This is a genomic window from Haloplanus salinarum, assembly GCF_024498175.1.
Taxonomy (GTDB): Archaea; Halobacteriota; Halobacteria; order Halobacteriales; family Haloferacaceae; genus Haloplanus; species Haloplanus salinarum.
The window spans coordinates 2,289,771-2,302,624 of the sequence record NZ_CP101823.1 but is presented as its reverse complement, the minus strand read 5'-3'; the positions used below and the strand labels follow the sequence as shown (position 1 = coordinate 2,302,624).

Sequence of the window (12,854 nt, the reverse complement as noted above, 5' to 3'; positions counted from 1 at the left end):
CTCAATTGTGAATAGCTAGCGGTGATACATTTATACAAGACTCTCGCAGCTAGCGGTATGGCGACACAGGAGTCCGGTGCCACGAGCGGTGTCGACTTTTCACAGGAGATCACCGGCGGAAAGACCCTCGACCACGACGAACTCCACGATGTCCTCTCGAACAGCATACGCGAGATAATGAACTCGACGGGGGCAGCAATGCGTATTCTGGACACGGAGTTCAATGTCGTCGTCGAAAATGATCTGATGACGGAGCTGGGCGGAGTCGAAGCGGAGGGAAGCGAACTCCTCAACTGCTACGACCAGTTCTGTCACCCGGATGTCTGCGGGACGGACAGTTGCACCCTCAAACAGATCGTCGACAACGGAAAAGAGGAAATCCGCGTCGAAGTCGAGAAGGAAAGCTACGACGGCCGTGTCATCCCGACGGAACTCGTGGTTCGTCCGATCCGCAACGACGACGGCGACGTCGTCGCGATCAGCGAGACGTTCCACGACATCAGCGACCGCAAAGAGGCGACCGGCAGCATCAAAACCGCAATCGACGAGGTGAAAGCGACTGCACGCGAGGTCGCTGACGCCTCCCAAGGGATCAGTACCGACACCTCCGAGCAGCTCCGTTCGATCACCGAGGTCGACAGCGAGGTGTCGAACCTGTCGGCGACCGTGGAGGAGATCGCCGCCACGGCGGACGAGGTGAACGCCATTAGCGATCGAGCCCGGGACAAGGCTCGCGCGGGCGAGGACGACGCCGAGGCGACAATCGAGATGATGGAGACGATCGAGACGGAAGCACAGACCGCCACCCGCGAGATACAGGACCTCCACGAAAGCATTCAAAAGATCGACGAACTGGTCGACGTCATCAACGACATCGCCGACCAGACGAATCTGCTCGCGCTGAACGCCTCGATCGAGGCCGCCCGCGCCGGCCAAGCCGGCGAGGGCTTCGCTGTCGTCGCCGACGAAGTCAAGTCACTAGCGGAGGAGTCGAAGCGCCGTGCCGGCGAAATCGAGGGGATCGTCGCCGAGGTGCGCACCAATACCGAGGAGACGGTCGAAAGCCTCGAAGAGACTAACGAGGTCGTACAGGACGGGGCGCAGAAGGTTCGAGACTCTGGGGAGAACTTCCAGGAGATCGCGGAAGTCGTCGAGGAGGTGTCCGACGGTATCACCGAAGTCGCGGAGGCTACCGACGACCAAGCCGTCAGCACGGAGGAGATCGCGAGTATGGTCGACGAGACGACGGACGGCTTCGAGAACGTTGCCGACCGGGCGGAAACCATCGCCGCCGCCAACGAAGAACAGACGAGTCGGATCGAGGCGATCAGTACCGAAGTCGATCAGCTGAACGCACTCGACGTCCAGACGGAGCTGTAAGCCAGCGCCGATTTGTCCCGGCGTAGCACTCGTCGCCCGTTCGGGTCGGGGCAGCCACTCAACGCCACGGCGTCGACCGCGGCTGGAGTTCGCCCGCGAGCGACTCACGCATCGCGGCGGCCGGCTCCGACCGGTTTTCCAGCACCCACATCAGCTTCGCCGTCGCCGTCTCGGGAAGCGTGTCGCCGGCCTCGACGACCCCCGCGTCGAGCAGGTCGCGGCCGGTGTCGTACACCCGGTCACAGACCCGCCCTTCGAGACACTGGCTGGTCATGGCGACGATCGTGCCCCCGTCGACCAGTTCCTCGATCCGGTCGATCCAGTCCGTGGCGACGTGTCCCAGTCCAGTCCCCTCGATGACGACGCCGTCGGCGTCGTCGAGGTGGTCGAGGGCCGCGGGGTTCATCCCCGGCGTGAACTTGACGAGTTCGACGCTCGTCTCCAGGTCGGGGGCGATGGCGAGGTCGGTCTCGCCCCGTTCCGGGCCGTCCCGGCGGAACTCGACGGTCTCCGTGTCGTAGTCGACGCGGCCGATGGGCTCCGCGCCGACCGTCTCGAAGGCGTCGCGCCGCGAGGTGTGGTTCTTGCGGACCCGGGTCGCCCGGTGGAGGGCACAGGCGTCGTCGCTCGACGATCCGTGCATACAGACCAGCACTTCGGCGCGGTCGCTCGTGGCCGCCTCCACGGCACAGACCGCGTTCATCACGTTGTCGCTGGAGGGACGATCCGCGGAGCGCTGGCTCCCGGTGAAGACGACGGGGACCGGCGTCTCCAGCATGAAGGACAGCGCGGACGCGGTGTACTGCATCGTGTCGGTGCCGTGCATGACGACGACCCCGTCGGCGCCCGCCTCGATCTCCTCGTGGACGGCCCGGGCGAGCTCCCGCCACACGTCGGGTGTCATGTTCTCCGAGAGGATGTTGGCGACGACCCGGCCGCGGTAGTTGGCCCGCCCCGCTAGGTCCGGCACCGCCCGGAGGACGTCCTCGGCGTCGAACTGGGCGGTCACCGCGCCCGTCCGGTAGTCGACCGTCGACGCGATGGTGCCGCCGGTCGAGATGAGCGAGACGGTCGGCAGGTCGTCGTCGAACTCGACGGTCGACGCACCCGCACCCTCGCCCGCGCCATCGACGTCGTAGACGTCGCGTTCGAGCACCTCGACCGCCGCCGCCTCGCGGTCGATGCCGACGTTGTACCCGCCCGGCAGTTTCACGACGAGGTGGTCGGCCGTCGTCGAGGGCATGAGGACGCCCTCGTTTGCGACGCTTCCGCGTTCGACGCGGACGCGATCCCCTGGGTTCATACAGCGCGGTACCGCCCGGGCGGACTTGAATCCATTCGTTGGGCGCAAGTCACTTGCCGCTCGCCCCCCGAGTCGGCGTATGCGTCGCCCCGAGTTCCGCCGCACCGACGACGCCGAGGCCTCGACCGGCCGCCTCGCCGGCCTCCGCCGTCGACTGGCCAGGATCTTCGCCCTCCGTCCGTTCCTCCTCGCGGTCGTCCTCTCGCTCGTCGGCCTCGTCGCCGGCGGGAGCGTCCCGCTGATCGGCTCGGTCGGGCGTTTCCTCGGCATCGCGCTCGCCGGGTTCGTCCTCGCGTTCGTCGTCTCCGACCACCGATACGTCGAAGCCGGCCTCGCGGGCGCGCTCACGGCCGGAATCGGGTTCGTCGTGTCGGCGTTCGACACCGCCCTCCTGCCCGTCGTCGCGGACTACGGGCTCCAGGTCGCGGGTGTCGGCACGACCGCCGGGCTGATCGCGGCCCTCTTGGGGCACTACTTCGGCCGCGATCTCCGGGCGGGCCTGACCCGGGAGATATAGGTCTCGTTTGTACCGCCGATCGTACGCGATGCTGCGAGCGACCGTGAAACGACGTCACTCGCTACCGTACGAGCGCGCGACCTGCCACTCGTCGCTCCGTCGGGCCAGGACCCCCCGGTCGGCGAGCGTGTTGAGCGCGCCCCGGACGGCGTCCGTCGGGGCGTCGACGGCGTCGACGACCTCGTCGGTGGTCCGGGCACCCGTCGCCACGGCCGCCAGCACCTCGGCGTGAAAGCGGTTGTCGGCGTCGACGCCCAGGTGGTCGTCCAGCCGCTCCAACACCTCCGTGATCCGGCCGTACACCCACCGCTGGGCCAGCGAGAGTTCGTTCTCTAGGGTCTGTAACCGCTCGAAGGCGGTCGCGAGTTCCTGCACGTCGTCCTCGGCCTCGCCCGGCGCGTCCAGCGAGACGTGCCGACAGTGGCCGTCCATATCGAGGCTCGGGCTCGCGGGGTACGCGCTCTTGGCGCCGAACCCGTACGGCGAGACGCTCACCTCCAGGCGGAGGTTCCGGGAGATGTGGAAGTATTTCCGCCGCTTGTCGTCGGTGTGGCTCTCGATCAGGCCCGCCTCCTCCAGTTTCCGGAGGTGATCGATGACGGCCTTCGGGCTCACCCCGAGGTATTCGCTGATCTCGGTGACATAGCAGGGCTTCCGCGACAGCAGTCGCAGGATCCGCCGGCGGTTCTCGTTGCCGAGGAGATCGAGTAGTACCGCCGAGTCCATGACGTGAGGTAAACGTCGACAGGTGATAAGGGCTGTGTGTGCGACGCCGGCCGCCGGCCCGTCGTGGCGGCGTCCGATCACGGGCCTGCGTCGGGGTCGCCCCCCTCGACTCGGGGGTGCCGCCCGGTCGGAGGGCTTCCCCGAATATCGGCCGGTTGCGTCGTTCTCTCCGATGATACTCGGGGCCTACATGTTATACTGTCCGATGCGGTAGTCGGCTCATATGACCGGGGAGCTATCATCGGGGGAACAAAAAACCGAGGTCGACGTCGACCGATCGTTGGATGGCTTACTGGCGTACATACCGACCGGGAGTACGATCCCGGACGACGTGTGGGCACGCCGCCACAAGTACTTCATCGTCACCGTCCTGGTGCACGTTCCGGTGCTGTTTGGGCTCGGGATGCTCGAAGGGACCGAGCCGGTGACGGGGGCCACGCTCCCGGCGATTCCGCTCGAAACCCTCCTGCTGGAGACCGGGATCATCGTCGCCTTCGCCGGCGCAGCGGCGGTGCCGCAGCTCGGCCGCCGGCTGCGGACGGTGCTCGCGGTGACCGGGCTCGCGTTCTGTTCGGGGACGCTGGTGCACGTGAGCGGCGGCTACATCGAGGCACACTTCCATTTCTTCGTCGCCATCGGGATCGCGGCCATCTACGAGGACTGGCTGCCGTTCGGGGTCGGGATCACGTACGTCGTCGTCACGCACGGTCTCTTCGGCATGATCGACCCGTCGCGGGTCTACAACCACACCGCGGCACAGCTGAACCCGTGGGTGTGGGGCGTGATCCACGGCGGGTTCGTCGCCGTCCTCGCGGGCGCGCTGACGATCCATCTCAGTTCGATCGAGCGGTCCCGGAAGAAGGCACAACGGGAACTGCAACGGGCACGGGAACGGGCGACGCAGATCGACGACCTCGAGGAGCGGCAGGCGGAGATCGAACGCGAGAAAGCCGAGGCGGAGCAACTGAAAACCGAGGCCGAACGGCAACGCGAGGAGGTGGAGGAGCTGAACGCACACCTACAGGAGAAAGCCGAGGAGTACCGCGACGCGATGTCGCGGGCCGCCGACGGTGACCTCACGGTCCGGGTCGACCCCGAGAGCCAGAGCGAGGCGATGGCCGAGATCGGCCACGCGCTCAACGACATGACGGGGGAGATCGAGGGGACGGTCACCCGGATCCAGTCGTTCGCCGCCGCGGTCGAAACCCAGACGTCCGAGGCTGACTCGGCGACCCGGCAGGTCGCGGAGGCCAGCCAGGAGGTGAGCGACTCGATCCAGGAGATCGCGACCGGGACGGACGACCAACGGCGGATGCTCGACGAGGCCTCCGGCGAGGTGTCCGACTTCTCGGCCGCCATCGAGGAGGTCGCCGCGTCGGCACAGGAGGTCGCGCAGGTGTCCGACGAGACGACGACCATCGCCGCCGACGGGCGGGAGCTGGCCGACGAGATGCTCGAGGACGCACGGAGCGTGCAGGCCTCCATCGACACGACGGTCGAGACCGTCGACGAGTTGGAAACCCAGATGGACGCCATCGCCGAGATCACCGACGTCATCTCCGACATCGCCGAGCAGACGAACCTGCTCGCACTGAACGCCAACATCGAGGCCGCGCGCGCCGGCGCCGGCGACGGCGGCAACGGCGGTAGCGGTTCGGCCGAGGGGTTCGACGTCGTCGCCAACGAGGTGAAGCAGCTGGCCGAAGAGACCCAGGACTCCGCGGGCGACATTCGGGATCGCATCGCGGCGACGCAGTCGCGGACGGACGACGTCGTCTCCCAAGTCGAGCGGGCCAGCGACCTGATGGAACGGGAGATCGAGGCCGTCACCGACGTCGTCGAGGTGTTCGAGCGGGTCGCGTCGAACGCGGAACGCACCGACGACGGGGTTCGGGAGATCAGCGAGACGACCGACAGCCAGGCGGCGAGCATCGAGGAAGTCGTATCGATGATCGACGAGGTCACGGAGATCAGCGACGGATCCGCCGCCGAGGCCGAGAGCGTCTCCGCCGCGGTCGAGGAACAGACCGCGTCGATGGACGAGATCAGCGAGAGCGTGTCCTCGGTCGCCACGCAGGCCGGCGAACTCGAGGATCTCCTCACGACCTTCGTGGTCGACGGCACCGGGACGGACGGCCGTCCCGACGCGTCGGCGACGCCCACCGGCGCCGACCCGTAGTCCGGGGACGTCCCACCCCCGCTCTTGGGCCCGGTCGCCCATCGTCGACGCCCCTGGCCGGCGGTACTTTTGTATCCCTCCCGCGTAGGTCGGGATATGCCATCGCACGTCCTCGTCCCCTTCGACGGGACGCCCCAGTCCGAGGCGACGCTCCGGTTCGTGCTGGACGAGTGGCCCGACGCGGACTACACCCTCCTCTACGTCATCGACCCGGTGACCGCCGGGTTCGGGGGGCGGTTCCCCGGGAGTTCGGAGACGTGGTACGAACGGGCGCGCGAACACGCACAGGAACAGCTCGACGCGGCCCGTGAACGCGCCGACGGTCCGCTCGCCACCCGAATCGAGGTCGGCGGTCCCGCCCGCGTCATCGTCGACGTGGCCGGGGAGGACGCCTTCGATCACGTGGCCCTCGGGAGCCACGGCCGCGAGGGCATCTCACGGGTCCTCCTCGGGAGCGTCGCCGAGGCGGTCGTCCGACGGTCGCCGACGCCCGTGACCGTGGTCCGGTAGTGCGGATGTGACCACCCCACACCCGGCGAGTACGGCCGCCTTCCGCCGGTTCATGTCCGTCCGGCCCCTTCGCTCGGTGATGGAGTTCGACGACCTCATTCACACCCGCCGGTCCGTTCACCAGTACGCCGACACGGATATCGACGACGACACGCTCGTCGATCTCTTCGAGGACGTACGGTTCGCCCCCTCCTCGTTCAACCTCCAGCCGTGGGAGTTCCTCGTCGTCCAGGGCGAGGACCTCGAACGCCTGCAGTCGGTCGCCTACGGCCAGGAACACGTCACCGACGCGGCGGCCGCGGTGGTCGTCCTCGGCACCCTCGATCCGAGCGACCACGCCGAGCGCGTCACGGCGGACCTGCTGGAGAAAGGCTACCTCCCGAACGAGGACGCCGCCGAGGCCCGTCTCGACACCGTCGACGGCCTCGCCGACGCCGACGCGGAGACGCGTCGCGTCTGGACCGTCCAGAGCTGTACCCTCGCGGCCATGGCCCTCATGCACGCCGCGTGGGACCGCGGTATCGCGTCCTGTCCGATGGGCGGCTACGACGCTGCGGCCCTCCACGACGAGTTCGACGTCCCCGCCGACTACGAACCCGTCATGCTCGTCACCCTCGGCCACCCCGCCGAGGAGGCCGCCGACCTCGAACGGCCCCGGAAGTTCCGCCGCTCGACCGAGGAGTTCGTCCACTTCGACGGCTTCGACCCCGTCGCCCGCGAGGCGCCCGCGTCCGCCGACGACTAGAAGATGTTCGCCTGCCGGTAGACGCTGAGCCCCTCGTTGGTGATCTCGTAGGGTTTGGTCTCCCGAGAGTGGTTCGCGTCCCGGATCTTCTGGATCTCGACGGCCAGTCGCGTCTCCTGGAAGTCGGACGGGCGGACGTACTGCAGGACGAACACCGCGTCCGCGAGATATTCGATGATCCCGTAGCGGGAGCTGTACGGGTTGTCGCCGCTGGCCTCGCTGGTCACGAGCGTCGTCACCCCCGCCTCCTTGAGCGAGCGGGTGAACTGGTACACCTCGCTCCGGCGGTCGGAGGGGTGGTCGTACATCATCTCCAGCAGCGACACCGAGTCGAGGACGAGGCGGTCCGCGCCGAACGCCTTGACCAGGTCGGGCAGGTCGTTCCGGATGCTCGACAGGCTGTTCGCCATCTCGACCGGGTCGAGGTGAACGATCGCGAGTCGCTCCTCGTCGGCGTACTCGACGAACGACCAGCCCTTCTCCTCGGCGGTGTCGTAGATGCGGTCGGTGCTCTCCTCTAGGGTCACGTAGACCCCGCGCTTCCCGTCGGCCAGTGCCCGGTTGAGAAACTGGAGCCCGAAGGTCGTCTTCCCGGTCCCGGCCGATCCGATGACCGAAATCAGGGACCGCTTCGGCACGCCTCCGAGGATCATGTCGTCGAGCCCGTCGATGCCGAGGTCGATCCGCTCGATGGCCGACTCGAACTCGTTCTCGTCGAAGTCCTCGGCGGAGGCGCCGTCGGGGGCGCCGGGGCCCCCCGAACCACCGCCGAAGTCCGCCTCCGGCCCGGCCTCGCCCGGACCGCCACCCGGCCCCGGACCGCCGCCACCGAACCCACCCTCCGGGTCCGGGGCGTTCTGGAAGGCGCTCGCGAAGTCCTCCTCGAAGGGCGATCCGTCGTCGTCCCCGCTATCGGGGTCGACCGCGGCGCCGGACCCTCCCGACTCGTCCCCGAACCCCTCGAACGCGTCCGGGTCGGGGGTGTCGGGTTCGGCGTCCGGCCGCTCCGAGTCGTCGTCCGACGGGTCGACATCCGGCTCGGTCGTCTCGCGTTCCTCGTCTCCCTCCGCGTCGTCGTCGGCCTCGCCGACGGCCCGTTCGAACCAGTCGTCGTCTCCACTCATGGACGCTCACGTCCACGGCGTCGGCGGTGACGACCCGTCCGCCGGTCCCCGCGGCCGGGCCCGACGGTCGTCGGCACGTACTGCGCCATCGGGATGCACTCCGAACGGAGGTATCATGAATGTTGTCTCCGGTGGGCTTTTTTCTCCCGGGGGCGAGGCCGGGGTATGCACGTCGGTCTCGTCGCACAGAAGGACAACGGCCGGGCGGCCTTTCTCGCCGCCGAATTGCGCCGGCGACTCCGCGAGGCGGACGTGACGGTGGCCGTCGACACTACCACCGCCGAGACGCTCGACGTCGAGGGGACGCCCATCGAGGCGTTCGACGACTGCGACCTCGTGGTCAGCATCGGCGGCGACGGTACCTTCCTCTTTGCCGCCCGCGGGGCCGACGGCACGCCGATCCTCGGCGTCAACCTCGGGGAGGTCGGCTTCCTCAACGCCGTCGGCCCCGAGGAGGCGGTCGACGTCGTCCTCGACGAGGTGGCCGCGTTCCGCGCCGGCGAGTTGACCGTCCACGAGGCGCCGCGACTGGCCGCCAGCGGCGACGGCTGGACCGCGCCCCCCACGACCAACGAGGTGGTCGTCCAGGGGTCGATCCGGGGCCCCGGTGGCGGGGTCGACATCGAGGTCAGCGTCGACGGGAAGCGGTACTCCGACGGGCACGCCGACGGACTCCTCGTCGCCACGCCGACGGGGAGTACCGCCTACAACCTCAGCGAGTCCGGGCCGCTGGTCCACCCCGGCGTCGACGCCATCGTGGTCAACGAGATGTGTGCGAGCGACGGGATGCCGCCCCTGGTGGTCGGCCCGGACAGTACGGTCAGCGTGACCGTCTCCGGGGCCGACCGGGCGGTCGTCGTCGGCGACGGGCGGGTGTTACAGGAGCTCGCGCCGCCCGCGGAGGTCAGCGTCGCGCGGGCCGACTCGCCGATGCGGGTCGCCGGCCCCGCCGCCGATTTCTTCGAGGCGCTCGGGAAACTGGACTGATCGGGTCGGCGCAGGCCGCTACTCGCCGCCCCACTCCGTCCGCCGCTTCGGACGGTCCGAGATTGCCTGCACGTCCATCGGGTCGTCGTGGTGGCGAAGCCCCTCCAGTACGGCCTTCGCGGAGGCGTGCGTCGAGAAGTAGGTCACGTCCTCCTCGACGGCGACTTCGAGGGCCTCGCGGTTCCGCGAGACGATCACGTCCACCTCGCCCGTGCGGATGGCCTTGCGGAGGTCGTCGAACTCCCGCACGTCGAAGAAGTCGCCGAAGCCATCGAGCAGGGCCTGACCGGCCTCGCTGTCGGGGGCGGGGAACTCCTCGGCCGAGAGGTCGACCACGGCGGTCCCCTCGGTCGGGATGGCCTTCCCCGTCGCCGACTGGGCCTTCTCGTAGGCCTTGCCGAAGTGCTGGGCCGTGCCCATGACCTCGCCGGTCGATTTCATCTCCGGCCCCAAGCGGGGGTCGCTCCCCTCCAGGCGGTCGAACGGCAGGACGACCTCCTTGACGCTCACCTGCTCGGGGATCCGTTCCTCGACGTCGAGGTCGGCGAGGTCGTCGCCGGCCATCACCTTCGCCGCGAGCTTGGCGATGGGGACGCCCGTCGCCTTCGAGACGAAGGGGACCGTCCGCGAGGACCGCGGGTTCGCCTCGAGGACGTACACCGTGCCGTCCTTGACCGCGAGCTGGACGTTCAACAGCCCCACGGTGTCGAGTTCGCGGGCGATTTCGAGGGTTACCTCGCGGACCCGATCCATCACGTCGCGGACCTCGTCGGCCTGCGGCGGGATCATACACGCCGAGTCGCCGGAGTGGACGCCCGCCGACTCGACGTGTTCCATCACGCCGCCGATCAACACGTCCTCGCCGTCGGCGACGGCGTCGACGTCGAGTTCGACCGCGTCCTCGAGGAAGTCGTCGATGAGGATCGGCTTGTCGGGCGAGACCCGAACCGCCTCCTCGATGTACTCCTTCAGTTCGTCGTCGCCGTAGACCACGTCCATCGCGCGCCCGCCCAGGACGTAGGAGGGGCGCACCAGCACGGGGTAGCCGATGTCGTTGGCGAGTTCGATCGCCTCGCTCTCGCTGGTGGCGGAGCCCCCCTCCGGCTGGGCGATACCGCGCTCGTCCATCAGGCGGTTGAACCGGTCGCGGTCCTCCGCGAGGTCCATGGCGTCGACGCTCGTCCCGAGGATCTCACAGTCGAGGCTGCGGCGCTCCAGCTCCGCCTCCAGCGGGTGGCCGATGTTGACCGAGGTCTGTCCGCCGAACTGTACCATCACGCCGTCGGCGTCGGCGGCCTCGACCACGTCCGCGACCTCCTCGGCGGTGATGGGTTCGAAGAAGAGGCCGTCGGAGGTGTCGTAGTCCGTCGACACCGTCTCGGGGTTGTTGTTGACGACGTGGGCGTCGATTCCCTCCTCGCGAAGCGCCTGGATGGCGTGGACCGAACAGTAGTCGAACTCCACGCCCTGGCCGATGCGGATGGGGCCCCCACCGACGACGACGACGCTCTCGACGTCGCGGTCGACGCGCAGTTCGCCGGCCGCGGCGTCGCCCTCGAACGGCCCGGTGACGAACTCCGGCTTGCGCGAGGAGTAGTAGTACGGCGTCTGGGCCGCGAACTCGCCGGCGCAGGTGTCGACCTGCTTGTAGGTGCGCCCGGGGACCGACGTCTCGACGCTCCCGACGTCGGTGCCGGCCGTCGAGGCGATTTCGGCGTTGGTGACGCCCTTGACGGCGGCCTCGGTGAAGTCGCCCTCGGCGGCGGCCGCCACCGAGTCGGCGACGCGCTTGAACCGCTCGACGTACCACTCCTTGATGTCGGTCAGGCCGACGACGTCCTCGACGGTGTAGCCGCGGTCGAACGCCTCGAAGATGGCGTAGGGCCGGTCCGGGCTCGGGCGCTCCAGATACTCGCGTTCGAGGGTCTCGTCGTCCACGTCGATCCAGTCGACCGCCGGGTCGTACTCCGAGGAGCGAAGCGCCTTCAACAGCGACTCCTCGAAGGTGCGGCCGATGGACATCGCCTCGCCCGTCGACTTCATCGCCGGGCCGAGCGTAAAGTCCACGTCGTCGAACTTGTCGATCGGCCACCGCGGGACCTTCGTCACCACGTAGTCGATGGCGGGTTCGAACGCCGCCGTCGTCTCGCCGGTGATCTCGTTTTCGATCTCGTGGAGGCGCTTGCCGAGCGCGACCTTCGCGGTGACGCGGGCGATGGGGTAGCCCGTCGCCTTCGAGGCCAGCGCCGAGGAGCGGGAGACGCGGGGGTTCACCTCGACGACGCGGTACTCGCCGCTCGGCGTGCCGTCGTCGTGCCACGCGAACTGGATGTTACAGCCGCCCTGGATGCCGAGTTCGCGGATGACTTCGAGCGCGGCGTCGCGCATCTCCTGGTGGCCCTCGTCGGGGATCACCTGCGAGGGTGTGACGACGACCGACTCGCCCGTGTGGATGCCCATCGGATCGATGTTCTCCATGTTGCAGATGATGATCGTCGAGTCGTCGGCGTCGCGCATCACCTCGTACTCCAGTTCGACCCAGCCCGCGATGGACTCCGTGATGAGCACCTCGTCGTTCCGCGAGAGGCGAAGCCCCTTCCGGACCCGCTCGACGAGCTTGTCCATGTCGTCGACGACGCCCGATCCGGACCCGCCGAGCGTGTAGGTCGTCCGGGCGATGACGGGGAGGCCGCCGACCTCCTCGACGGCGGCCGCGACCCGGTCACGGAGGGCGTCCTCGCTCATCGCCTCGGCCGACTCGTCGTCGTCGAGGACGATGGTCGTCGAGGCCGGCACCGGCTGGCCGATCTTCTCCATGCGCTTGCGGAAGAGGTCGCGGTCCTCGGTCGCGTAGATGGTGTCGAGGGGGGTCCCCATGATATCGACGTCGTGTTCGTCGAGGACGCCCTCCTCGGCGAGTTCGGCGGTGACGTTCAGCCCCGTCTGCCCGCCGAGGCCGGCGATCACGCCGTCCGGCTGCTCCTGCCGGATGATCTCCGCGATGGCCTCGGTCGTGATGGGTTCGATGTAGACCCGGTCGGCCATCTCCGGGTCCGTCATGATCGTCGCGGGGTTCGAGTTGACGAGGACGACCCGAGCGCCCTCCTCCTGCAGGGCTCGGCAGGCCTGCGCGCCGGAGTAGTCGAACTCGGCGGCCTGTCCGATCTGGATCGGACCGCTTCCGATCAACAGTATCGTCCGGTTCTCGGATTCGGTGGCGGAGGTGTCCGCCACGGTGGCCTCGTCGGTCATCATCCGATCGGAGTCCGCACATCGTAATAAGCCCGACGGAACAGTACGAGATACGCAACTGGATTACGGATTTCGAAACTGACGGTCGCGCGGTCCGCCGTCCCACGGTGTCGGTGTGAGCGGCGGTGTGT

The 12,854-nt window shown here is 68.4% G+C and carries 10 protein-coding genes; 6 read left to right on the top strand and 4 right to left on the bottom strand.

Annotated features, from left to right (window positions below; all coding sequences use genetic code 11):
- The first annotated feature begins 57 nt into the window (after positions 1 to 57).
- Positions 58 to 1,380, top strand: a complete 1,323-nt coding sequence (locus NO364_RS11940; protein ID WP_257627637.1) for a methyl-accepting chemotaxis protein — start codon at positions 58 to 60, stop codon at positions 1,378 to 1,380.
- A 58-nt stretch (positions 1,381 to 1,438) separates the two neighbouring features.
- Here NO364_RS11940 and gatD read toward each other — a convergent pair whose 3' ends face one another.
- Positions 1,439 to 2,683 carry a Glu-tRNA(Gln) amidotransferase subunit GatD gene (gene gatD / locus NO364_RS11935; protein ID WP_157690619.1) on the bottom strand — a complete coding sequence of 415 codons (1,245 nt, stop codon included), beginning with the start codon at positions 2,681 to 2,683 and terminating at the stop codon, positions 1,439 to 1,441.
- 79 nt (positions 2,684 to 2,762) lie between these two features.
- On the opposite strand from gatD, the gene NO364_RS11930 reads away from it, so the two are divergent.
- The gene (locus NO364_RS11930) at positions 2,763 to 3,200 is read left to right on the top strand and encodes a hypothetical protein (RefSeq protein WP_257627636.1); all 438 of its coding nucleotides are present in this window, start codon (positions 2,763 to 2,765) and stop codon (positions 3,198 to 3,200) included.
- A gap of 54 nt (positions 3,201 to 3,254) precedes the next feature.
- On the opposite strand, the gene NO364_RS11925 is transcribed toward NO364_RS11930, so the two are convergent.
- Entirely contained in the window at positions 3,255 to 3,926 is a 672-nt protein-coding gene (locus tag NO364_RS11925; protein WP_257627635.1) for an ArsR/SmtB family transcription factor, read from the bottom strand.
- 223 nt (positions 3,927 to 4,149) lie between these two features.
- Here NO364_RS11925 and NO364_RS11920 point away from each other — a divergent pair, with 223 nt between their 5' ends.
- The 3 genes from NO364_RS11920 to NO364_RS11910 all read left to right on the top strand — a co-directional run bounded on the left by NO364_RS11920 (position 4,150) and on the right by NO364_RS11910 (position 7,360).
- Positions 4,150 to 6,105, top strand: coding sequence for a methyl-accepting chemotaxis protein (locus tag NO364_RS11920; protein ID WP_257627634.1), 1,956 nt, complete (start codon positions 4,150 to 4,152; stop codon positions 6,103 to 6,105).
- 96 nt (positions 6,106 to 6,201) lie between these two features.
- Positions 6,202 to 6,615, top strand: coding sequence for a universal stress protein (locus tag NO364_RS11915; protein ID WP_157690625.1), 414 nt, complete (start codon positions 6,202 to 6,204; stop codon positions 6,613 to 6,615).
- A 79-nt stretch (positions 6,616 to 6,694) separates the two neighbouring features.
- The gene (locus tag NO364_RS11910; protein WP_157690626.1) at positions 6,695 to 7,360 is read left to right on the top strand and encodes a nitroreductase family protein; all 666 of its coding nucleotides are present in this window, start codon (positions 6,695 to 6,697) and stop codon (positions 7,358 to 7,360) included.
- Here the strand turns inward: NO364_RS11910 and NO364_RS11905 are convergent.
- Positions 7,357 to 8,484, bottom strand: coding sequence for a KaiC domain-containing protein (locus NO364_RS11905; RefSeq protein ID WP_157690627.1), 1,128 nt, complete (start codon positions 8,482 to 8,484; stop codon positions 7,357 to 7,359). The genes NO364_RS11910 and NO364_RS11905 overlap by 4 nt on opposite strands.
- A gap of 165 nt (positions 8,485 to 8,649) precedes the next feature.
- Between NO364_RS11905 and NO364_RS11900 the strand changes: the two genes are divergently transcribed.
- Entirely contained in the window at positions 8,650 to 9,471 is an 822-nt protein-coding gene (locus NO364_RS11900) for an NAD(+)/NADH kinase (RefSeq protein WP_157690628.1), read from the top strand.
- A gap of 18 nt (positions 9,472 to 9,489) precedes the next feature.
- Here NO364_RS11900 and carB read toward each other — a convergent pair whose 3' ends face one another.
- The gene (gene carB / locus NO364_RS11895; RefSeq protein ID WP_157690629.1) at positions 9,490 to 12,723 is read right to left on the bottom strand and encodes a carbamoyl-phosphate synthase large subunit; all 3,234 of its coding nucleotides are present in this window, start codon (positions 12,721 to 12,723) and stop codon (positions 9,490 to 9,492) included.
- Between the last annotated feature and the right edge of the window lie 131 nt (positions 12,724 to 12,854).